Below are 22,269 nucleotides of genomic sequence, written 5' to 3' on the forward strand. Positions count from 1 at the left end.
ATCGAGTGCTGGGCGACTACGGCGCCGTGCTCGATGCCACCTGCCAGGCCTGGAATAGGCTCCTCGCTGAGACCGGCCGGCTCGCCAGCCTCACCGCCTACCCCTACCTGCTCAAGTCAAAACTTCTATGAGCCGGTATTATTCCCTCCATCGCCCCCTATCTCCTGCCCAAGGCCCTGCCGGCGATCCAGGCGGCCTATCCCGAGCTCGACCTGCAGCTGCGGGAAACCCAGACGCAGGGCCTGGTGGCCGAACTGCGCAAGGGGATGCTCGACCTGTTGCTGCTGGCCCTGCCGGTGCACGAGCGGGACGTGGAGACGATCCGGCTGTTCGACGACCGCTTCCTCGTCGCACGCAGCGCCACGGGCAAACCCGGCGGCGGTGGACGCATCGACCCGGCGGCCCTCGACCGGGAGCGTCTGCTGCTCCTGGAAGAAGGCCACTGCCTGCGCGACCAGGCGCTCGCCTACTGCACGCGGCCGGCACATCACGGCCGGCTGTCCGGCTTTGGCGCCTCCAGCCTCGCCACCATCATCCAGATGGTCGCGAACGGCTATGGCATCACGCTCTTGCCGGAGATCGCGGCCAGGACCGAGGTGACGGACGGGCGGATCGAGCTGGTCCGGTTCACCGACCCGGAGCCCTTTCGCGTGGTCGGCCTCGCCTGGCGGCGCACCTCGCCACGCAAGCGCGACTTCGTCGAGATCGGCCAGCTGCTCACCGACTGCCGCGCGGGAATCTGACCGTCAGCCGCCCGCCAGTGCCGCATCCAGCAGCGGTGTCGGATGATGCGGCGCATGCTCGCGCGAGAGCGCGATCAGTCCGCCGAAGCGACGCTCCTTCTTCGCCTGGTGGTTCTGCGCGATGTCCGCCAGCCGGTGGCGCAGATAGGGATTGGAGAAGCGTTCCATCGTGGTCCGCCGGTATTCCTCCGCCTCCTCGCCGAGACCGATCGCGACGAAAACCGGCAGCACCTCGTCGTCATAGACCCGGTCGAGGCTGGCCAGCATGTCGACGTCCTGCAGGGTCTGCAGCACGGTCTCATCAGCCGGCCGCCCCTCGATCAGCCAGCGCTCGGCGAGCCAGGTGTGGCCGAGGTTCAGGATGAACAGCTTGAGGCGGGCGTAGCGCTCCAGATCGGGCGTCACCACCAGGTCGCGGTGTTTGAGCGGCACGAACAGGCCCGGCATGTCCCGGATCGCCCAGAGCGCATAGGGCTCCGCCACGGCACCCACCGGCTCGATCGGCTCGCTGACGATCCTGTCCACCAGGCTGTCGGCGAACACGACCTCGTTGTCCAGCCAGGCGAGGAAGCCGTCCGAGGCGCCCCATCTGCCTGCAAGCTGGCTGACGATCCGGCGCAGCACCTTGCCGTTGTCGGTGACCAGCTCGAGCGGGAACACCGACAAGGGAGCGCCGCCTTCCTCGAAGCGTGCCTGCAGGAGCTTGAGGAGCTTGCCGGGGAACGACCGCGGCACGGGCGTGCCGGCATGGTCCTCGTCGTGCAGCTCGTAGCCGCGGTCGGCGGTGTTGCTGATCCAGGCGCGGATGCGCGGGTCCACCGCCTCGGCGCGGACATCGTCCCAGTGGGTCACGGCATCCAGCGCCTTGATGACGCTGGTCACCTGGATCTGCCGGTCGACCGGCTCGCCGTGGACCAGCCCGCGGATGTGGATCGGGAAGCCGGCGCCATAGGCCAGCGCCTGTGCCCGCCTGGCCGCTTCCGGGGTCCCGCTCGTGGTCACCGCGATCACCGGTCCGGCCGCCTCGCCGGCGGCCAGGGCCTCGTCGATCATCAGGTCGGCATGAGCCTGGAGAAGGCGGCCGGTGCCGATCTGCAGGATGGCAGGATGCATCAGGTCCTCACGCCAGCTCGATCATCGCCTTGACCACGCCCGCCTCCGGGGTGGTCCAGGCGGGGAAGCGCCCCACCGCCTCCTCCAGCGGTGCGCGGTGCGTGATCAGCTTGTCGACCTGCACGGCGCCGGAGCGGACCGCCGAGAGCACCTCCACGAAGTCGACATCGGTCGCGTTGCGGCTGGCATAGACCGTCAGCTCGCGCTTGTGCAGCTCGGGGTCGGAGAAGGTGAGGTCGGTACGCACCACCCCGGCGAAGATCAGCGCCCCGCCATGGGCGACCAGGCCGAAGCTCGCCTCCATCGCCTTGGGGTTGCCGGTGGCGTCGATCACCCGGTCGTAGAGGTCGCCGTCCGTCCGCTTCTTCGCCCGCTCGACCAGATCCGGCCCGGCCCGTTCGGCCTGCTCGAAGCCCAGCTCGCGCGCCGCGAAATCGAGCCGGTCGTCGCGCCCGTCAACCAGGGTGACCTCGGCCCCTCGCGACCGGGCGAAGATCGCGCAGGCAAGACCGATCGGTCCCGACCCCACCACCAGCGTCCGCTCGCCCCCTTCGAAGTCGCCCCGCCGCGCCGCATGGGCACCGATCGCCAGGAACTCGATCAGGGCCGCCTGGTCGAGCGGGATGCCCTCGGCGGGAAACACGACCCGGCGCGGCAGGACCAGGTAGTCGGTCATGCCACCGTCGCAATGCACGCCCAGCACTTGCATCGAGGTGCAGCAATTGGTCTTGCCCTTGCGGCAGGCCACGCAGTGTCCGCAGGTGAGGTAGGGCATGATGTAGACGGGCGTGCCGACGCTCAGCTCGACCCCGGCACCTGCCTCGGCCACCTCGCCGGAAAGCTCGTGCCCCATGATCCGGGGATATTCGAGGAACGGGTGCTTGCCGTTGAAGATGTGCAGGTCGGTCCCGCAGACGCCCATGCGCCGGATCCGTACCAGCACCTCGTCGCGGCCCGGCCGCGGCACGGGCTTCTCCACGATCGTGAGCACGCCAGGCGTCTCGCAAACCACCGCACGCATATCGCCATCGCCTCCCGCCATCCTGCGCGCGGACCCTAGGATCAGATGCGTGCAGCGGCCAGCTTTTGTGACCGGCCATGGCCCTTGGCGGCCAGGCCCTTCCGGCGGAACTTCATTCCGGCGCGGTGTGTTCCATGACACGAACGACAGGAGCAACGCATGGCCTATTCACCGACAACCACGCATCAGGAACGCTCGCTCTCCCAAGGGGGCTTCCTCTCACCCGGCCAGCGCAGCGCCTATGTCCTGGGCGGCCTCGCACTCGCGGCAATGGGCATGAAGCCGCGCCCGAACATGCTGCTCAACCTGCTCACCCTGGGTGCCGGCGCCTATCTGGCTTATCGAGGCTCGACGGGCTACTGCCCGGTCAAGGCGCTCATCAAGGGCTGATGCAGCCGGACATGAAACGGCCAGACCGGATGGCCTGGCCGTTTCATGGATTGTCCGGCGCAGGCGTCAGGCCCGCGAGCGGCGTCCTGCGATCGCGCCATAGATCGCCAGCACGATGATCGCGCCGACGACCGCGCCGATGAAGCCTGCACCTTCGCCAGCACGATACCAGCCGACGGCCTGGCCCAGGTAGGAAGCGAGGAACGCCCCGACGATGCCGAGAATGGTCGTCAGGATGAATCCGCTCGGCTCGTTGCGGCCAGGCATGATCCACTTGGCCACGAGGCCTGCAAGAAACCCGATGATGATCGTCCAGATGATGCCCATGGCGCGTTCCTCAACTTGAACTTGTTCTACACAACACGGTCTGTACCAAAACGCGCCTCAACGCCACGTCGTCAGCAGTCGCACGAGGATCCTGACCCGCCGAGCGTAGACGTGACCGACCTGCGTGATGCGGCCGGCATCGGTCGTCCTGGTTGTTCCACCATGCAGGAAAGCGGCGTGCAGACCTGTGGTTTCCTGAAAGGCGCTCAATTCTCATGCATGGCTGCCTCGCGCTGCATCGTCCCCATGCAAGCGATGCCTTCCCGCGGCCGTCGTGAGCCGTCATGCTGGCCCGGCACGACGCTTGCTGCCCGATCTTGACGGGTACCTTCGTAAAGAGGCTCCGCGATGGCGATCCACGTCGCCCTGCACCACCGCACCAGCTACCGCTACGATCGCCGCGTCGCGCTCGGGCCGCAGATCGTCCGGCTCCGCCCGGCCCCACATACGCGCGGCCGCGTTCTGGGATATTCGCTGAAGGTCCAGCCCGAAGAGCACTTCATCAACTGGCAGCAGGACCCGTTCGGCAACTGGCAGGCACGCTTCGTCTTCCCAGAAAAGACTGACCACTTCATCGTCGAGGTGGACCTCGTCGCCGAGATGGCGGTGTTCAATCCCTTCGAGTTCTTCGTGGAGGATTCCGCGCAGGAATGGCCGTTCACCTATAGCCAGGAGCTGAAGAAGGAGCTCCTGCCCTACCTGGAGACCGAGGAGCCCGGCCCCCAATTGCGGGCCTTTCTGGCGGGGATCCCGCGGGCGCCCATCAACACGATCGACTTCGTCGTCGACCTGAACCGGCGCCTCCAGCAGGCGATCGGCTACGTGATCCGCCTGGAGCCCGGCATCCAGACGCCGGAGGAATCGCTTGCCCTGCGCACCGGATCGTGCCGCGACAGCTCCTGGCTGCTCGTGCAGGTCATGCGCAACCTCGGCATCGCCGCCCGCTTCGTGTCAGGCTACCTGATCCAGCTCGCCCCGGACGTGAAGTCGCTGGACGGCCCGTCCGGCACCGAGGTCGACTTCACCGACCTCCATGCCTGGTGCGAGGTGTTCATCCCCGGTGCCGGCTGGATCGGCCTGGACCCGACCTCCGGCCTGCTCGCCGGCGAGGGGCATGTCCCGCTGGCCGCCACCGCCGAGCCGCAGAACGCGGCGCCCATCAGCGGCGGCGTTGAGCCGGCCGAGGTTGAATTCGGCTTCGAGATGAAGGTCACCCGCATCCGCGAGACCCCGCGGGTGACCAAGCCCTATGCCGACGAGCAGTGGCAGGCGATCCTGGCGCAGGGTCGCAGGGTCGACGAGCGACTGAAGGCCGGCGACGTGCGGCTGACCACCGGCGGCGAGCCCACCTTCGTATCGATCGACGACATGGAGGGGGCGGAGTGGAACACGGCCGCGGTCGGCCCCACCAAGCGCGTGCTCGCCGAGAACCTGATCCGCCGCCTGCGCGACCGCTTCGCGCCGGGTGGCCTGCTCCATTTCGGCCAGGGCAAGTGGTATCCGGGCGAGCAGCTGCCTCGCTGGGCGCTGGGCCTCTACTGGCGCAAGGACGGCGAGCAGCTCTGGCACGACCCGGACCTGATCGCCGATGCCGGTACCAGGGGCTCCGCCAACCCCGCCGATGCCGAGCGCTTCATCCACCGCCTGTGCGAGCATCTCAGGCTGGAAGGCGACTATGTCCTGCCGGCCTACGAGGACCCGGCCGTCTACCTGCTCAAGGAGGCGTCGCTCCCCGAGAACGTCACGGCCGCGGACAACAGGCTGGCAGACCCGGAGGAGCGCGCACGGGTGGCCCGCGTGTTCGATCGGGGCCTCGGTACGCCGGTCGGCTACGTCCTGCCGATCCAGCCCTGGAACAGCCGCAATTTCGGACGCTGGGACAGCGAGCGCTGGTCGCTGCGACGCGAGAAGATGTTCCTGATCCCCGGCGATTCGCCGCTGGGATTGCGCCTGCCGCTCCAGTCGCTGCCCTGGATTCCGACCGTCGACTATCCCTACTATATTCCGGCCGATCCGTTCGCCGCCCATGCCGCCCTGCCGGGCGTGGACCCGCGCCTGCAGCGGCGCCTGGAGCGCCGGCCGACCCCGGAGAGGCAGGAGCGCCCGGCCACGAGCCGGCCGGTGCGCACGGCGCTGGCGGTGGAGCCGCGCGAGGGCACGCTGCACGTCTTCATGCCGCCCACGCCGTCCGCCGTGGAATATGTCGAGCTGGTTGCCGCCCTGGAGGAGAGCGCGCGCGATCTGGGTCAGCCCATCGTCATGGAGGGCTACACTCCTGCCTATGATCCGCGCATCGGCGTGATCAAGGTCACGCCCGACCCCGGCGTGATCGAGGTGAACGTCCATCCCGCCGAATCGTGGGACGAGGCGGTGGCGATCACCGAGGGCGTGTATGACGACGCGCACCACAGCCGGCTCGGCACCGACAAGTTCATGATCGACGGCCGCCACACCGGGACGGGCGGCGGCAACCACATCGTGGTGGGTGGCGCCACCCCGCCCGACAGCCCGTTCCTGCGCCGCCCGGACCTGCTCGCCAGCCTGATCGGCTGCTGGCAGAATCACCCATCCCTGTCGTTCCTGTTCAGCGGCCTGTTCATCGGGCCGACCAGCCAGGCGCCGCGCATCGACGAGGCGCGCAACGACCAGCTCTACGAGATGGAGATCGCCCTTTCGCAGGTGCCCAGGCCCGGCGACGATGCGCCGGACGTGCCGCCCTGGCTGGTCGACCGGATCTTCCGCAACCTCCTGATCGACGTGTCCGGCAACACCCACCGTGCCGAGATCTGCATCGACAAGCTTTATTCGCCGGACGGTCCCACGGGTCGCCTGGGCCTGGTCGAATTCCGCGCCTTCGAGATGCCGCCGCACCCGCGCATGAGCCTGGCCCAGCAGCTTCTGCTGCGGTCGCTCATCTGCCGGTTCTGGGAGAAGCCCTGGCAGGGCAGGCTGGTCCGCTGGGGCACCTCGCTCCACGACCGGTTCATGCTGCCGGCCTTCCTGCAGAAGGACTTCGCCGACCTCCTGGCAGAATTGCGTGCGGACGGCTTCGACCTGAAGGAGGAATGGTTCGCGCCGCACCTGGAATTCCGCTTCCCGACCTGCGGCGACGCCCAGTTCGAGGACGTCCAGTTCGAGTTGCGCCAGGCCCTGGAGCCCTGGCACGTGATGGGCGAGGAGGGAGCGATCGGCGGCACGGTCCGCTATGTCGACAGCTCGCTGGAGCGCCTGCAGGTGAAGATCCAGGGTGCCACGCCTGGCCGCCACGTCGTCACCTGCAACCGTGTCGCCATCCCGATGACCTCGACCGGCACGCATGGCGAGTTCGTGGGCGGGGTGCGCTTTCGCGCCTGGCAGCCTGCTGCCTGCCTCCACCCCACGATCGGCGTCCATTCGCCCTTGGTCTTCGACCTCTACGACAGCTGGTCCGGTCGCTCGATCGGCGGCTGCACCTACCATGTCATGCACCCGGCCGGCCGCAACTACGAGAGCTTCCCGATCAACTCCTACGAGGCGGAAGCCCGCCGCCTCGCCCGGTTCGAACGCATCGGCCACAGCCAGGGCTCGTTCACCCCGCTGACCCCGACACCCAACCCCGACTTCCCGATGACCCTGGACCTGCGGCGCGTAGGAGGGAGGGGTGCATGGTGATCCGCGATGCATCATCCGCCGACCTGCAGGCATGCCAGGCGATCTACGCCTATTGGGTCGATCACGGTACCGGCAGCTTCGAGCTGGAACCGCCGGACCTGGCGGAACTGCAGCGGCGCCATGCCGAGGTGGTCGGCCGCGGGCTTCCCTGGCTCGTGGCGCTCGACCAGGAGGGAGCCGTCTGGGGTTATGCCTATGCGAACTGGTTCCGCCCGCGCCCGGCCTATCGCTTCGCGGCCGAGACCTCGATCTACGTGGACCCTGAAAAGGCCGGGCAGGGCATCGGCCGGGCCCTGCTGGCGACGCTGCTGCAACGCTGTGAGGCTAAGGGCATCCGGCAGGCGATCGCCGTCATCGGCGATTCGGAAAATGCCGGGTCGATCGGGCTGCATGCGGCCCTGGGCTTCGAGCATACCGGGGCGATGCGCTCGACCGGATGGAAGTTCGGCCGGTGGCTGGATGTGGTGATCATGCAGAAGGAACTCGGCGCGGGTGCGGCCACACCGCCCGGCTGATGGCCCCTGGGGGCGTCGGCGGCGTTGCCCCGGCTCGTGGCACGCTGATATCCATCGGCGGGCGGGCGACACTCGCGGGCAAAGGGCGGTGATTTCGACGTGGAAGCCGGAGACCAGCATAACGATGCGGTGATCGCCGGCACCCTGGCGCCGCCAAGATCGGCGCCCGTGCGCACAGCCCTGTTCGCGGGCTACGCCCCCAGGCCGGGCACGTTCGACGAGATGCTGGGCAGCGACGGTCGGCCGCGCCCGGCCTGGCGGCGGTTCGTCCAACTGATGAGCTCGATGAACACCGCGGAGCGCGAGGCATCCCGGGCCAGTGCCACGCAACTGGTGCGGGACGATGGTGCCGCCTTCAACGTGTACGCGGACCCTGACGACCGGGCCTTCGCGTGGCGGCTGCACACCATGCCCATGCTGCTGGCCGAGAGCGAGTGGCGCTCGATCGAGGCCGCGGTCTGCCAGCGGGCCCGTGCCGTCTCGGCCGTCTTGGCCGACCTCTACGGTCCCCGCCGCCTGCTCCTGGACGGCCACCTGCCGCCCGATGCGATCCTCGGCAACGAGCAGTTCGTCCATGCGATGGCCGGTGGCCCGCGGCTCGAGGGGCAGCCGTTGACGAACTATGCGGTGGATCTCGCGCGGGACGCTACCGGCCGCTGGGTGGTCCTGGCCGATCAGACCGAGGCACCGTCCGGCATCGGCTACGCGCTGGCCAACCGGGTGGCCATGACCCACGGGTTCGCCGACCTGTTCCGCCGCTGCGGCACGCAGCGGCTGGTGGGCTACTTCCATCAGCTGCGCGACGACCTGGCGGCCGCGACGGGCAAGGAAGACGGTCGGATCGCCATGCTCGCCCACGAGCCGGAACATGCCGCCTATTTCGGCCATGCCTATCTCGCCCGCTATCTCGGCTACACCCTGGCGCAGACGGCCGATCTCACCGTCCGCGATGAACGGGTCTTCCTGAAGACCCTGGACGGGCTGCAGCGGGTCGACCTCGTGCTGCGGCAGATCGACAGCTTCGCCTGCGATCCGCTGGAGATCCCTGGCACGCACGGCCTGGGGATCGCGGGCCTGGTGCGCGCGGTGCGCAGCGGTGCCGTGCAGGTGGTGAACCGGCTCGGCACGGCCGTCGTCCAGAACCGCGTCCTGGCGCCGTTCATGGCAGCGCTCGCCCGCCAGCTGGATGGAAGCGACCTGCTGATCGAGGACGCGCCGGCGCTCTGGCTGGGCGACCCGGCTGCCCGCGCCCGGCTGTTCTGCGAGCCGGACCGCTGGCGGGTGGAACTGGCAACCGCGCGCAACGATCCGGGCGAGGCCGCGACCAGCATCGACCTGACAAGGCTGGGTGGCGCGCAGCTGGCGGAGCTGGGCGCGCGGCTGGAGCGGTACGGCCATCGCTACGTCGCCGTGTCCCCCGTCACGCTCGCGACGACGCCGGCCTTCGCCGAGACCGGCGACGGTCAGCCGGCGCTGGTGCCCATGCCGGTGGCGATGCGGGTGTTCGCCAGCTGCAGCCCGGGCGGCGATTGGCGCGTGATGCCGGGAGCGCTGCTCCGTTTCGCCGGCCAGCCCGATACGGTGGGCCTGCCCAACGGTTTCGGTGCCGGCGACCTGTGGGTGCTGACCGACAAGGCCGAGGTCGTCCAGGGCAGCATCCTGCAGCCGACCCTCAGCGCCGCGCATCTGCGCCGGACCGGGCGCGACCTGCTGAGCCGGACCGCCGACAACCTGTTCTGGCTCGGCCGCTACGCGGAGCGCTCCGAATCGGTGATCCGGTCCCTGCGTGCGGTGCTCGTCCGCCGCATCGACGACACGCGTCCCGGCAGCGACCCGGCCCTGCTGGGCCGGCTGCTCAACGTGCTGGAGAGCCGTGGACGGGTCGAACGGTTCAAGCCGGTGGTGCAGCCGGACGAGACCGAGATCGACGAGCGGCTGGCGATGCTGATCTTCGACAGCTCGCACAGCTACGGCCTGCGGGAGACCTTCTCCCAGGTCCATCGCACGGCGACCCTCGTGCGCGACCAGATCAGCCATGACGCCTGGCGGCTCCTGTCCGCGCTCCATGTCGACCGTGCCTGGCGGTCGCGCCCGGCTCGGGTGGCCGAATGGCAGACGGCCGACCTGCTCGAGGTGGGACTGCGCCAGCTCACCGCGTTCGCCGGCACCGAAGCCGAGAACATGACCCGCAACTATGCGTGGCGGTTCATCGAGATGGGGCGGCGGATCGAGCGCGCCATCAACCTCGTGGACCTTCTTCGCGGCCTCGTCGTGGGCAGCGGCGAGATTGCCGCAAGCGGCACGCTGCCCCTCCTGCTGGAGCTTGGCGACAGCTCGATGACCTACCGGTCGCGCTACCTGACCCGGCCGCTGCTCCTGCCGGTCCTGGACCTTCTCCTGCTGGATGACACCAACCCGCGTTCGATCTCCTGGCAGCTCGAGCGGGTCGCCGCCCATGTCGAGCGCCTGCCCAGTGCCGAGGATTCCTCCCAGCGCGGGCCGGACCGCCGGCTGGCCCTCAAGCTGGTCAGCATGATGCGCATCGCCGAGATCGAATCGCTCGCGGATTCCGAGCACCCGCTCCCGGCGCTGGACCGGCTGCTGGAGGAGCTGGACCACGGCCTGCCCGACCTGTCCGACCTGATCGGGCGGGCCTATTTCGCGCATACCGAGCGGGTCCTCACGACGGCGGCGCGCAGCCGAAGGCAGGCAGGGTGATCCTCGAGGTTAGCCATCGGACCATGTATCGCTACGGCCAGCCGGTCTCGATCGCGCATCATGTCGTTCACCTGGCACCCCGCACGACCGACCGCCAGGACGTGCTCGGGTTCCAGCTGGACATCCAGCCGAAGCCGACCCTGATCCGCCAAGTCCCGGATTTCTTCGGCAACGCGATGAGCGTGGTGACCCTGGAGCAGGAGCACGGCTCGTTCGTCGTCACCGCACGCAGCACGGTCGCCATCCGCCCGCAGCCCTCGTTCGAGTCGGCGGCGAGCCATCCGGTCGGCACGCTGGCGGACGGTCCCGCCACGGCCGAGCTGGGTGTGCGCGAGTTCCTGTTCGAATCGCCGGCCGTGCGCTGCCCGGACGAACTCCATGCCTGGTCGGCGTCGATGCTGGCCGCAGACCGCCCGGTCCTGGCCGCGGCACTGGACCTCAACCGCGCCATCCACCGTTCCTTCGCCTACGACTCGCAAGCCACCAATGTCGGGACCTCGGTCGCCGAATGCTTTGCCTTGCGCCGGGGTGTCTGTCAGGACTTCGCGCATCTGATGCTCGCCGCTCTGCGCGCGCACCGCATCCCGGCGCGCTATGTCAGCGGCTATCTCATGACGCGTGCGCCGGCCGGCCGGGCCCGGCTGGTAGGGGCGGACGCCTCGCATGCCTGGGTACAAGTCTGGGCACCACCGGTCGGCTGGGTCGATCTCGATCCGACCAACGACGTCGTCCCCGGCGAGGAGCACGTGACGCTGGCCTTCGGCCGGGATTTCGCGGACGTCAGCCCGATCAACGGGGTCATCTTTGGCGGCGGCGCCCATGTGGTCGAGGTCGAGGTCGACGTCGTGCCGAAGGACCATGGCCCGCCCCAGGTCTCGGTGCGCCAAGCCGGCTGATATGGTTTTGAAGGCCGGGAGCCTCACCGGCGAGCGTCCTGTTCCTGCTTGGCTAGCTCCACGGCGGCCCTGACCTCGATCTCCCGCAGGATGCCGTCCAACTCGTCATCGCCTGCGCGGGCGTCATCGGCCATCAAGGCGCGGATCCTGGCCAGGGGCTGAACCGGCAGGTCGCCCGACAGCAGGCTCATCTGCATGTCCTCCAGGGCGGCCAACAACTGCTCGCCGCGCCGGATCGCCCGGCGTCGCCGCTCCGGGCCCGCCGGCTCCACCTGCTGCACGGCCAGCAGCGTGCCGAGCGACGTCAGGGCCGCCGTCGAGCCGGGTCCATGACCGGCCCCGCCCGGTCTGGTGCGGTCGAGCGCCTGGAAGCGCGGTCCGGACGTGTGACCAACCTCCCGCAGGCGGTGGATCGAGAGCGAGGGGAGTGTCTGGACGAGCATGGTGCGGCTGCCGCGCCTCCTTCACGGCTCATCCTGCACCCAAGAGGCTAAGAAACCGTTAACTGGACGGGGAAAGTCCCGGCAGCGGGCCAGATCGCGGATCGGCGAAAAGGTCGGCCGTGCGCTCGCGCCGCTTCTCCGTCCGAGAGCGCATCTCTTCGTCGACAAAGCGCCAGTGGCCGCGGCCATCACGCTTGGCCCGATAAAGGGCTATGTCCGCATGCTTGAGGAGGCCGGATGCCGATCCTCCGCCATCGGTCGGATAGATCGCGATGCCGATGCTGGCCTGCGGCCGCACCTCGTTCCCCTCGAACCGGAAGGGGTGCTGCAACATCGTCAGGATCTGGGTGGCGATCTCGGCGGCGTCGGCGGGCTGCCTCACCGCTTCCAGGATCACCGCGAACTCGTCGCCACCCAGCCGCGCCACCAGGTCGGTCACGCGCCGCCCCGTCTTCAGGCGGCTGGCGACCTCGACCAGGAGCGCGTCGCCGCCGTCATGGCCGATCGTGTCGTTGACCTCCTTGAAGCCGTCCAGGTCCAAGAGCAGCAGCGCCGAGGTGTAGCCTTGCCGATGGCTGCGGCTCACGGTCTCGGTGAGGCGCTCGTGGAACAGGCGCCGGTTGGCCAGCCCTGTGACCGGGTCGTGGTGGGCCAGGTGGGCAAGCCGCTGCTCGGCCAGCTTGCGCTCGGTGATGTCGACGTTCACGCCCACCAGGCCGATGATCCGGTTGTCCATCTCCACCGGCGCCATGATGACGTCGACATGACGCGGCTGGTCTGGCGTACCGTAGGTCGCCTCGTGGCGCAGCCGCTTGCCGGACAGGGCCAGCCGGTTCTTCTCCAGCCAGTGCGCCTTGATCTCCGGATCAAGATCGAGGTTCGCGGGATTCTTGCCCTGCACGTCGCCCCAGTGCTCTCGTGCGGTACTGTTGATCATCAGGTAGGTGCCGTCGGGACCGCAGGTCCAGAAGTCGAAGGGCAGGGCTTCCACCGCTGCCTTCAGCCGGGCATCGCTCTCGCGCCGGGCGGTCTCCGCCCGCTTGCGCTCGCTGATGTCGATGCTGACACCGACCACGCCCTCGACGCGGCTGTCCTCGTCGCGCAGCGGCGAGATGATCTCCTCCAGCTGCAGCCGGCGCCCGCCGGCCTCGTAGCAGAACTCGCCGCGGATCGTTTCTCCGGCCAGCACGCGCCGGTTCGTGTCCGTCCACTGGACCGCGATCTCGGGGGGAATGCCGATTTCCGAGGGCCGCTTCCCCAGGTTCGAGCCCCACAGCTCGCGGCCGACCTTGTTCTGCAGGATGTAGCGACCGTCGATGTCGGACAGCCAGAGATCGAACGGCAGGCTGTCGATGATGCGGCCGAGGCGGCCTCGCTCGGCCTCGACCTGGGCTTCCAGTTCCGCCTGGGCGCAAGCCTGGCGCTGCAGTTCCAGGTTGCGCACGACCAGCGCCGCGAAGTCCTCGAGTGCGGCCAGCTGTTCGTCTGACACGACCTGGCTGCGGCGGTCGTGGATGCCGAGCGACCCGATCAACTCGCCATTGTGGAGAACGAGCGGCACGCCGGCATAGAAGAACAGAGGATCGTCGCGGTCGATCAGGGGGTGGCAGGCATGGCGTGGGTCGTGGCGGGCATCGGCGATCACCACAGGTCGCCCCTCGTGGATGACCCTGCCACAGAAGGAGGCCGAACGATCGACGCTGAACTGGCCTGCATCGCCGTGGAACCAGGCGGTCCAGGCATAGTCGCTGTCCACCAGCACCACCGTTGCTTGGGGCACGTCGAAGGCGAAGGTGACCAGGCGGATTACCTGCTGGATGTTCTTGCCCAACGCCTCGCCGAGACCGGCATAGCGCTGGTGGGCCGACCTACTTGCCGGCTCTGCCTCCGCTTCCGCCTCCATGCGTTGCTCCCTCGTTCCCTGAACGATATGGTGAAATGGAAAAGCTTGACTTGCAACTGCTGCGTGCTTAACCGCGACGTCGCACCCCCGTGGCACGCATGGACAATGGAATCGCGCATGGGCTGACGAGCAGCCCGTTTCACCGCTATGGTCTCCGCCTGAACAGACCGATGGTGAGCGCCTTGTCCGACATCCGCCCGCACGCCCTGGAAACCGATCTCGCCATGCCGACCGAGGGCGACGCGACGCTGGAGGGCTTCCGCAGCGCGGATGGGGTGCTGTCCACGGGCACCTGGGCTCACGCGCCGGGGATTCTACATATTCAGGGCGACTATGACGAGGTCTGCGTCCTCCTGGCCGGGCATGTCCGCCTGACCGCCTCGTCGGGCTACACGGCCGAGTTCAAGGCGGGCGAGACCTTCGTGATCCCCAAGGGGTTCCGGGGCACCTGGGAAACGATCGAGCCGGTGCGCAAGCACTACGTGATCTTCGACCCGTCCGCCGCGGATCGCTGAGCACCGGCATCCCGATCCTTCGGCCGTGGAAGGTAGCGGTCGCTCAGCGTGTGGTAGAGCGCGTCCGGGCTGACCAGCCTGGACGCGGCCAGGGCCAGGATCGCGGTCGCCATCAGGGGAAGGGTCATCGAGGTCGCCCCGGTCATCTCCACGATGATCACCACCGCCGTGATGGGTGCCTGGACGACGCCGGTGAAATAGCCGGCCATGCCCAGGAGCACAACGGCGCCCACCGCGACATGCGGGAGCAGCCAGCTCAGCCCGTGCCCGATCCCGGCGCCTGCCGCCAGCGAAGGCGAGAAGATCCCGCCCGGGATGCCGCTCACCGTGGACAGCAGGGTCGTACCGAGCTTGGCCAGCCCGAACCACGGGTCCGCGTGCGACGTCCCCTCCAGGAGACCGCGAGCCTGCTCATAGCCGGTGCCGTAGGTGTCACCGCCGGTCACGAGGCCGATCAGCGCGACCAGCAAGCCACAACCCGCCGCGAACGGCACCTTGTGGCGGACGATCGGCGCCAGCAGGGGCTGCCGCTCGGCGAAGGCCAGCAGGATGACGATCCGGCCGAACACTCCTCCCAGAAGCCCGCCCACGACCCCGCACAGCAGCACCGCCAGCCAGATCGACCCGCCGAAGGGATGGCCGGCGAACGTGCCGAAATAGGTGTAGTCGCCGACAAGCCCCAGCGACACGAGCCCGGCCAGGATGACGCTGGAGAAGACCAGGCGGCTGTTGCGCTGCTCGAACGACCGGCTCAACTCCTCCACCGCAAACACGATGCCGGCAATCGGCGTGTTGAAGGCCGCGGCCAAGGCAGCGGCACCGCCGGCGAGAATAAGACCGTCATAGTGGCGCCCGCCCAGCCGGCCCAGCTCGTGCATGATCGAAGCACCGACCTGGACGGTCGGCCCCTCGCGCCCGACCGAGGCGCCGAACAACAGCGCCAGCGTGGTCATGACAACCTTGCCGGCCGCCACCCTCAGCGACAGGAGCGCCCGCCGGGCCCAGGGACTGTCGATCTCGCGCGCAGCGATCGTCTGCGGGATCCCGCTGCCCTGCGCGCCCTGGAAGTAGCGGCCGGTCAGGTAGGCGAGCAAAGCGAAGCCGGCTGGGGAGACCAGCAGCATCACATAGGGCGACCAGGCGATGATCAGCCGGAGCCAGCCATAGGCCAGGTCGGCCACGGCCGCGAATCCCACTGCCACCAGGCCGATCAGGGCGCCGCCGCCCCAGAAGACAGCCTGCTGCCGCCATCGGGCTTCCGAAAGAAGCAGGCGCCGCTGCCGCCTCAGCCACCACCGGACGCTTGCCGCCATGCGCCGACTGTCTCCCGCACGTCCGACCCGGGCCGGGATGGCATGATCCGGCTCGAACGGCGAGGACTTTGGTGAGCGGCTGGCGGCTTCGGATCAGCCGGTCGCGCCGGTGGTGCCTTCCTGGGCGACGCGCAGATTGTTGACGACATAGGCCACGCCGGGCGTGCCGGTCGCGATCGATTCCGCCTGGTCGCGGATCTTGGCGCTCACCACCGTCCCGGCCAGCGTCACCTGGTCGCCGACGACGTCCACCTGCACCTGGGGCGCATCGCCCTCCAGGTTCTGGGAGAGCCGGCTCGCGATGTCGTCTCGGATTCTGTCTTCGTCCGCCATTATTCGCTTCCCCATCTGTGACGCTGGTATAACGCGGCGGCGTGTGACGCGTTCCCGTCAAGCCGGTTCGCCTGTGCTTGTTCGGCTTCCGGAATAGGCTTGTCGGCCCGCCAAACGCCCTCCTAGACTGCTAATTGTCGGACAAAATAAGGGGAGCCCGCCACGCTCATGAGCTGGGCCCCCGAGGGAGGTTGGAACATGCGACGCAGGCTGCTGCCCGCCGTGCTGGTGGCTGGTATCCTGGGGCTGGCGGGCATTCCCGCGTTCGCCCAGGAGAAGTACACCGTCGGCTATTCCCAGTTCTGGGGGACCAACCCGTTCCTCGTCACCATGGCCAACGGCGCCCGCAAGGCCGCCGCGGAGTGGAAGGAGAAGGGGGTCGAGGTCGATCTCATCTTCACCAATGGTGGCGACACCGACACGACCAGGCAGGTGGCCGACCTGGAGGATCTCTACGCGCAGGGGATCGAGGGACTGATCCTGTTCCCTGGCGACAGCATCGTCGTCGCCGAGCCGGTGAAGAACATCTACAACCCGCAGAACATCCCCGTCGTCATCACCGATATCGGCCTGCAGTCCGGCAGCTGGGATACGTTCATCATCACCGACAATTACGCCGGCGGCGAATCGGCGGCCGAGTACATGGCCAAGAACGTCCCGGCCGGGGCCAAGGTGATCACGTTCGACCACGCGCCCGGCAACGACAACGCCCAGAACCGCCAGCGCGGCTTCGAGGACAAGGCGAAGGCACTGGGACTGGACGTGCAGCCCGAGAAGTTCCTGAAGCTGTCCCTCGAGGAGGGCCGCAAGCTCATGGAGGACACGCTGGTCGCGGTTCCCGACATCAAGGGCGTGTTCTTCTTCAACCAGGTCGTGGCGCAAGGTGCGGCCGCGGCCCTGGAAGCGGCCGGCCGTACCGACGTGAAGCTGGTCTCCTTCGACCTCGACCCCGTGTCCTACCAGGCGGTCAAGGACGGCAAGATCCTGGCCCTGGTCGTCCAGGACCCGTTCAAGATGGGCTACGAGGGCGTGAATGCCATGGTGACCAAGCTGCAGGGCGGCAAGCCGGTCGAGCGCATGGACATCCCGACCCGGCTGCTCACCAAGGACAATGCCGCCGAGTTCGCGAACGATCCGCAGATCACCGGGGGGCAGTGAGCAGCCCAACCAAGAAAGTGACCCCCCTTCTGGCCTGCGAAGGCATCGTCAAGAACTTCGGCGGGGTCAGGGCCTTGCGCGGCGTGGACTTCTCCGTTCGCGCCGGCCGGGTGCATGCCCTGGTCGGCGAGAACGGGGCGGGCAAGTCGACGCTCGCCAAGATCATCGCCGGCCTCTATCCGCCTGATGCAGGCCGTCTCCTCCTGGACGGCCAGCCGCTGGCATTGTCGGGGACGCGCGAGGCGCTCAAGCGCGGCATCGTCACCGTCCACCAGGACATCAACCTGATTCCAAGCCAGACGGTCGCGGAGAACATCTTCCTCGCGAACGAGCCGGCCTCGAGGCTGTTCGGGGTCATCCGGCAGGGCGAGCTGCATGCGCGCACGGCAGCACTGCTGGAGCGCTACGGCATCGGCTGCCGGCCCGGCACGCTGGTGGCCGATCTGCCCAACGACCAGAAGAAGATGGTGCAGATCCTCAAGGCGATCAGCCGCGAGGCCCGGATCCTGCTCCTGGACGAGCCCACCTCCTCCTTGACCGATGCGGAGCTGCGCCTGGTCCTGCGCCTGATCCGCGAGCTGGCGGAGCAGGGCGTCGGCATCGTGTTCATCTCGCACTATCTGGGCGAGGTGTTCGAGGTCGCCAACGACATCACGGTACTGCGCGACGGCGCCATGGCCCTGTCGGCCAACCGGCAGGCGACCTCGATCGGCGACGTCGTGGCGGCCATGATCGGACGCGAGCTGGCGCCCGAAGCGCAGGGGCGCCGGGAGGCGGCACCGGGCAAGCCGCTCCTGGAAGTGCGGGACCTCTCCGTGCGCAACGGCCCAGCCGGTGTCAGCTTCACCCTGCACGAGGGCGAGGTGCTGGGCATCACCGGCCTGACCGGATCGGGGCTCACCGAACTGGCCAAGGCGATCTTCGCCAGCCCCGACGTGCGGCGCGACGGCGGCGAGATCCGCCTGCACGGCGAGCCGCTCCACGCCCGCACGCCCAGGGATTCGCTTGCCGCCGGCATCGCGCTACTCACCAACGACCGGCTGCGCGAGGGCATCCTGCCCGAGAGCCCGATCTACGAGAACGTGGCGCTGCCGGTCCTGGGCCGGTTCGGCAACCGCTTCGGCGTCCTGGATCTCGCTGCCATGCGGGACGCCGGCGCGAGGGCGATCCAGCGGCTGCGCATCCGGGCACCCGGCCCCGCCAGCCCCGCCAAGTCCCTGTCCGGCGGCAACCAGCAGAAGGTCCTGCTCGCCAAGTGGCTGGGCACCCACCCGCGCGTCTTCATCATGGACGAGCCCACCATCGGCATCGATGTCGGCTCGAAGGCGGAGATCCGCGAGCAGGTCCGCCAGATCGCCAGGCGCGGCGTCGGCGTCATCCTGATCACCGCGGAAATCGACGAGCTCACCACGCTCTGCGACCGCGTCCTGATCATGTTCCGCGGCCGGGTCGTGGCCGAGCTCGCGGGCGGCGCCATCAACCGCCAGACCATCCTGCAAACCTCGGTCAGCGGGGAGCTTGCCGCTTGAGCACCGTCGTCACTTCGCCATCCCGCACCCGGGACGCGCTGCGCCAGTCCTATGGCCTGATCCAGGCGCTGGCGGTGCTGGCCATCCTGGTCGCGGTCATGTCGATCCTCTCGCCGCGCTTCCTCACCTGGATCAACATCGCCAACCTGATGGGCCAGATGGCGGTGCCCCTGATCGTCGCCGCCGGCATGACCATCGTCATGATCTCCGGCGAGTTCGACATCTCCGTGGGCTCGGTCGTGGCCTTGTGCGCCGCCGTCACGGCCGCGCTGATGCCCACGACCGGCCTCCTGCCCGCCCTTGCCATCTCCCTGGCGATCGGCCCCGCGATCGGCTGGGTGAACGGCATGGTCACCACCAAGGGCCGCATCCCGTCCTTCATCGTGACGCTCGGCACCATGATGATGGCGCGCAGCCTGGCCTTCGTCGTGACCGGCGGCCAGGTCGTCTCCAACACCTCCGACGCGATCAAGGCGATCGGCCAGGGGCGCCTGCTCAACATCCCCGTCCCGTTCCTGATCGCCCTTCTCTGCTACGCGATCGGCTGGTTCCTGTTGACCCGCACCGCGTTCGGCAAGCGCGTCTACGCCGTGGGCGCCAACAAGATGGTCGCCACCCTGTCCGGCATCCGCGCCGACCGGGTGAAGATCCAGTGCATGATGATCGTGGGCTTCGCCGCCGCGTTCGCCGGCAACGTCCTGCTCGCCCGCATCGGCGCCATCCAGGCCGATACTGGCCGCGGCCTGGAGTTCGAGGTCATCGCCGCGGTCGTCATCGGCGGCACCAGCCTCTATGGCGGCCAGGGCAACATCCTGCGCACGATCATCGGCGTCATCATCATCGCCCTGATCCGCAACTTCCTGAACCTGAGCCGGATCGACATCTTCTGGCAGGACTTCGCCACCGGCGCGATCATCATCGGCGCGGTGTTGCTGGACGCATTGCAGAAGCGGGTGGGGCAGCGGTAGCGAGAAACGGCTTTCACGATCCAGCCAGAACCCAGATGCTGAAGTGCTGAAAGCCGACAGCTTTCACTGTCCGGTGGTTCGCTGGACAAGCTTAGCTTCGTCCGAACATTCAGCGTGGCTTCCCCACCGCCATCGCCACCAGAAAAGCCTCGTCCTCGTCCACGAACGCTGCCTCCGGCCCCGCTCCCACCGCGTCACCAGCTGCTTGGCATAGACATGAGAGCAGTAGGTGGCGGCACCTGCTTGGCGGCAAGCGGCGTGATCAGCCGCCATGCGCTCATCCCCCGCGAGAAGCCATCGCCGATCGCCTGCAGGAACATCCGGCCCTCCATTGGCAGGCGATGCCGCCCTTTGCAGCAGCGCTGCGCCCACGCGGCAGCACCGCACTCCCTACGGCCACGTCGACGCCCAACGCTCCATGGTCTATCCGAAGGGCCACGCGCCTCGCCATCCAACGGCGGCAACGAACAACAGGGAGGATCCATGGACCCGCTGGCCAAACGCACCCTCGGCAAGTCCGGCGTGCAGCTCAACCAGATGGGCTTCGGCGGCGCTCCGTTGGGCGAGCTGTTCACCAAGGTTTCCGATGCGGATGCGGAAGCCACGCTCCAGTCGGCCTGGGACCAGGGCATCCGCTATTACGACACAGCACCCTGGTATGGCCGTGGCCAGTCCGAGCACCGTTTCGGCCGCTTTTTGTACCGACAGCCGCGCGGCGAGTTCATCCTCTCGACCAAGATCGGCCGCGTGCTGAAGGCACCGCGCAACCCGGAGCGCTTCGACACCGGCTTTTGGAAGGGCGGTCTGCATTTCGACCACGTCTTCGACTATTCCTACGACGCGGTGATGCGCGCCTTCGAGGACAGCCTGCAGCGTCTCGGCATGAACAGCATCGACCTCCTGATCATCCACGACCTCGACTACTGGCACCATACGACCGAGCCCAAGGTCGCGGCCTTCTTGGCCCAGCTCTCGACCGGGGGCTTCCGGGCGCTGGAAGAGCTGCGCTCCGCCGGCGTCATCAAGGCGATAGGTGCCGGCATCAACGAGCTGGGCTTCATGCCCCGCTTCCTCGACCTGTTCGACATGGACTTCTTCCTGTGCGCGCTGCGCTACTCCCTGATGGAGCACGACGTGCTCGACACGGAGTTCCCCTATTGCGAGCGCCGCAATGTCGGCATCGTGATCGGCGGCGTGTTCTCGTCCGGCATCACCGCCACCGGCCCCGTTCCCGGCGCCAAGTACAACTATGCGGATGCCACCCCGGAGGTGATGGACAAGGTCCGCCGCATCCAGGCGGTCTGCGAGCGGCACGGGGTGCCGATGCCGGCCGCAGCACTGCAGTTCCCGCTGGGCCACAAGATCGTCACCTCGGTCATCCCCGGCGGCTTCACGCCGGAGCATGTCGCCCAGAACATGGAGCACATGCGCCGGTCCATCCCGGCCGATCTGTGGGCCGAACTGAAACAGGAAAAGCTCATCCGCGCCGACGCGCCGGTGCCGACAGCCTGAGGAAGCGGACATGGCAAAGATCACCCGCGTCGAACTGACCTCGTTCCGCTACGAGGTCGAGGGCCTGAGCCTGCCGCGCCACGGCGCTGCCGGCGTCGGCAACCTAATGGCATTGAAGGGCGGCAGCATGCCGGCCGTGCGCTGGGCCGTCCGGCTGCGCTGCGATGACGGCTCCGAGGGCGCCTATGTCACCCATTGGGTCGGCACGCCGTCTTCCTATGGGCAGGCGCAGATGCTGGCCCCCCACCTGATCGGCCGCGACCCCGACACGCGCGAGAAGATCTGGGACGACATGAAGCGCGAGGTGCGCGCCTACGATCATATGGGCCATGGCCCCCTGGACATCGCGCTTTGGGACCTGGCCGGCAAGCGCTCCAACCTGTCGGTCGCCCGCCTGCTCGGCGGCTGGCGCACGCACCTGCCGACCTATGCCAGCTCCTATCATGGCCAGGACGAGCCGGGCGGCCTCGATACGCCGGAAGCGTTTGCCGACTATGCCCAGGCCTGCAAGGAGAAGGGCTTCGCCGGCTTCAAGATCCATGGCTGGCATGACGGTGACGTCCGCCGCGAAGTCCGCGCCGTTCATGCGGTCCGCGCGGCCGTGGGTGACGACTTCCCGCTGATGCTGGACCCGGCCTGCCAGCTGCGCACCTGGATGGACGCGCTGACCGTGGGCAAGGCCTGTGACGAGGCCGGCTTCTTCTGGTTCGAGGATCCCTATCGCGACAGCGGCATCTCGGCCGAGGGCCACAAGCGCCTGCGCGAGAAGCTGAAGACCCCGCTGCTCACCTGCGAGCATGTCCGCGGTATCGAGCTGAAGATCGCCTTCATCCTTGCCGGCGGCGGCGACCTGATCCACGCCGATCCGGAATACGACATGGGCATCACCGGTGCGATGAAGATCGCCCATGCTTGCGAGGCGCTGGGCCTGGACCTGCAGTACCATGCCTGCGGACCGGCCCATCGTGCGGTCATGGCCGCCACCCGCAACACCCATTTCTACGAAATGGCGCTGGTTGGCCCCGCGATGAAGAATGCCGTCCCGCCGGTCTATACCTGCGGCTATTCCGACGACGAGGCCGACCTGCCGGCGTCGGGCGGCGTGCCCGTGCCGGACGGCCCTGGCCTGGGCGTCTCCTACGATTGGGACTTCATCGAGCGGAACAAGGTGGCCGAGCACGTGTTCGGTACGTGAAGTTCACCAGTTCCGGTTCCGAGCCT

At 68.3% G+C, this 22,269-nt stretch carries 20 protein-coding genes; 12 read left to right on the forward strand and 8 right to left on the reverse strand.

Going from position 1 to position 22,269, the window contains the following annotated elements:
- Positions 1-140: 140 nt before the first annotated feature.
- Positions 141-743 carry a LysR substrate-binding domain-containing protein gene (locus VHL31_RS17950; protein WP_329662682.1) on the forward strand — a complete coding sequence of 201 codons (603 nt, stop codon included), beginning with the start codon at positions 141-143 and terminating at the stop codon, positions 741-743.
- 3 nt (positions 744-746) lie between these two features.
- Here the strand turns inward: VHL31_RS17950 and VHL31_RS17955 are convergent, their stop codons facing one another.
- Entirely contained in the window at positions 747-1,856 is a 1,110-nt protein-coding gene (locus tag VHL31_RS17955) for a hypothetical protein (protein WP_329662614.1), read from the reverse strand.
- A 7-nt stretch (positions 1,857-1,863) separates the two neighbouring features.
- Entirely contained in the window at positions 1,864-2,877 is a 1,014-nt protein-coding gene (locus tag VHL31_RS17960) for a zinc-binding alcohol dehydrogenase family protein (RefSeq protein WP_329662615.1), read from the reverse strand.
- Between the two features lie 159 nt (positions 2,878-3,036).
- Here VHL31_RS17960 and VHL31_RS17965 point away from each other — a divergent pair, with 159 nt between their 5' ends.
- The gene (locus VHL31_RS17965) at positions 3,037-3,267 is read left to right on the forward strand and encodes a hypothetical protein (protein ID WP_329662616.1); all 231 of its coding nucleotides are present in this window, start codon (positions 3,037-3,039) and stop codon (positions 3,265-3,267) included.
- Positions 3,268-3,333: 66 nt separating this feature from the next.
- Here the strand turns inward: VHL31_RS17965 and VHL31_RS17970 are convergent, their stop codons facing one another.
- A complete protein-coding gene (locus tag VHL31_RS17970; RefSeq protein WP_329662617.1) occupies positions 3,334-3,594 on the reverse strand; it encodes a GlsB/YeaQ/YmgE family stress response membrane protein in 261 nt (86 codons plus the stop codon).
- A 348-nt stretch (positions 3,595-3,942) separates the two neighbouring features.
- On the opposite strand from VHL31_RS17970, the gene VHL31_RS17975 reads away from it, so the two are divergent.
- The 4 genes from VHL31_RS17975 (at position 3,943) to VHL31_RS17990 (ending at position 11,374) form a co-directional block, all read left to right on the forward strand.
- On the forward strand, positions 3,943-7,245 hold the full coding sequence (locus VHL31_RS17975) for a transglutaminase family protein (protein WP_329662618.1): 3,303 nt from the start codon (positions 3,943-3,945) through the stop codon (positions 7,243-7,245).
- Positions 7,239-7,760, forward strand: a complete 522-nt coding sequence (locus VHL31_RS17980; RefSeq protein ID WP_329662619.1) for an N-acetyltransferase family protein — start codon at positions 7,239-7,241, stop codon at positions 7,758-7,760. Before VHL31_RS17975 ends, VHL31_RS17980 begins: the two co-directional genes overlap by 7 nt.
- Positions 7,761-7,859: 99 nt before the next feature.
- Positions 7,860-10,478, forward strand: a complete 2,619-nt coding sequence (locus VHL31_RS17985) for a circularly permuted type 2 ATP-grasp protein (RefSeq protein WP_329662620.1) — start codon at positions 7,860-7,862, stop codon at positions 10,476-10,478.
- Positions 10,475-11,374: a transglutaminase family protein gene (locus VHL31_RS17990; protein WP_329662621.1), complete on the forward strand. Its 900-nt coding sequence runs from the start codon at positions 10,475-10,477 to the stop codon at positions 11,372-11,374. Before VHL31_RS17985 ends, VHL31_RS17990 begins: the two co-directional genes overlap by 4 nt.
- Positions 11,375-11,397: 23 nt before the next feature.
- On the opposite strand, the gene VHL31_RS17995 is transcribed toward VHL31_RS17990, so the two are convergent.
- Together VHL31_RS17995 and VHL31_RS18000 are read right to left on the reverse strand one after the other, a co-directional pair.
- Positions 11,398-11,817 carry a flagellar assembly protein FliX gene (locus VHL31_RS17995; protein ID WP_329662622.1) on the reverse strand — a complete coding sequence of 140 codons (420 nt, stop codon included), beginning with the start codon at positions 11,815-11,817 and terminating at the stop codon, positions 11,398-11,400.
- Positions 11,818-11,875: 58 nt separating this feature from the next.
- Complete coding sequence (locus tag VHL31_RS18000; protein WP_329662623.1) at positions 11,876-13,720, reverse strand: diguanylate cyclase domain-containing protein; 1,845 nt, start codon at positions 13,718-13,720, stop codon at positions 11,876-11,878.
- A gap of 98 nt (positions 13,721-13,818) precedes the next feature.
- Between VHL31_RS18000 and VHL31_RS18005 the strand changes: the two genes are divergently transcribed.
- The gene (locus VHL31_RS18005; protein WP_329662624.1) at positions 13,819-14,235 is read left to right on the forward strand and encodes a cupin domain-containing protein; all 417 of its coding nucleotides are present in this window, start codon (positions 13,819-13,821) and stop codon (positions 14,233-14,235) included.
- Here the strand turns inward: VHL31_RS18005 and VHL31_RS18010 are convergent.
- Complete coding sequence (locus tag VHL31_RS18010; RefSeq protein WP_329662625.1) at positions 14,199-15,548, reverse strand: chloride channel protein; 1,350 nt, start codon at positions 15,546-15,548, stop codon at positions 14,199-14,201. The genes VHL31_RS18005 and VHL31_RS18010 overlap by 37 nt on opposite strands.
- 93 nt (positions 15,549-15,641) lie before the next feature.
- Positions 15,642-15,881, reverse strand: coding sequence for a BON domain-containing protein (locus VHL31_RS18015; RefSeq protein ID WP_329662626.1), 240 nt, complete (start codon positions 15,879-15,881; stop codon positions 15,642-15,644).
- A 198-nt stretch (positions 15,882-16,079) separates the two neighbouring features.
- Here VHL31_RS18015 and VHL31_RS18020 point away from each other — a divergent pair, with 198 nt between their 5' ends.
- From VHL31_RS18020 to VHL31_RS18030, 3 genes are read left to right on the forward strand one after another with little or no spacing between them, the layout of a single operon-like run.
- Positions 16,080-17,039, forward strand: coding sequence for a substrate-binding domain-containing protein (locus VHL31_RS18020; protein WP_329662627.1), 960 nt, complete (start codon positions 16,080-16,082; stop codon positions 17,037-17,039).
- 17 nt (positions 17,040-17,056) lie between these two features.
- Positions 17,057-18,568 (forward strand): sugar ABC transporter ATP-binding protein, encoded by a 1,512-nt coding sequence (locus VHL31_RS18025; protein WP_329662628.1) that lies wholly within the window; start codon positions 17,057-17,059, stop codon positions 18,566-18,568.
- Positions 18,565-19,536 carry an ABC transporter permease gene (locus VHL31_RS18030; protein ID WP_329662629.1) on the forward strand — a complete coding sequence of 324 codons (972 nt, stop codon included), beginning with the start codon at positions 18,565-18,567 and terminating at the stop codon, positions 19,534-19,536. The genes VHL31_RS18025 and VHL31_RS18030 overlap by 4 nt, the downstream gene beginning before the upstream one ends.
- A 194-nt stretch (positions 19,537-19,730) precedes the next feature.
- On the opposite strand, the gene VHL31_RS18035 is transcribed toward VHL31_RS18030, so the two are convergent.
- Positions 19,731-19,856, reverse strand: a complete 126-nt coding sequence (locus VHL31_RS18035) for a hypothetical protein (protein ID WP_329662630.1) — start codon at positions 19,854-19,856, stop codon at positions 19,731-19,733.
- Positions 19,857-20,019: 163 nt separating this feature from the next.
- On the opposite strand from VHL31_RS18035, the gene VHL31_RS18040 reads away from it, so the two are divergent.
- Together VHL31_RS18040 and VHL31_RS18045 are read left to right on the forward strand one after the other, a co-directional pair.
- Entirely contained in the window at positions 20,020-21,048 is a 1,029-nt protein-coding gene (locus VHL31_RS18040; RefSeq protein WP_329662631.1) for an aldo/keto reductase, read from the forward strand.
- Positions 21,049-21,058: 10 nt separating this feature from the next.
- Positions 21,059-22,243: an enolase C-terminal domain-like protein gene (locus VHL31_RS18045; RefSeq protein ID WP_329662632.1), complete on the forward strand. Its 1,185-nt coding sequence runs from the start codon at positions 21,059-21,061 to the stop codon at positions 22,241-22,243.
- The last annotated feature ends 26 nt before the right edge of the window (positions 22,244-22,269 follow it).

This window comes from Geminicoccus sp. (assembly GCF_036263595.1).
In the GTDB taxonomy this organism is placed as follows: domain Bacteria; phylum Pseudomonadota; class Alphaproteobacteria; order Geminicoccales; family Geminicoccaceae; genus Geminicoccus.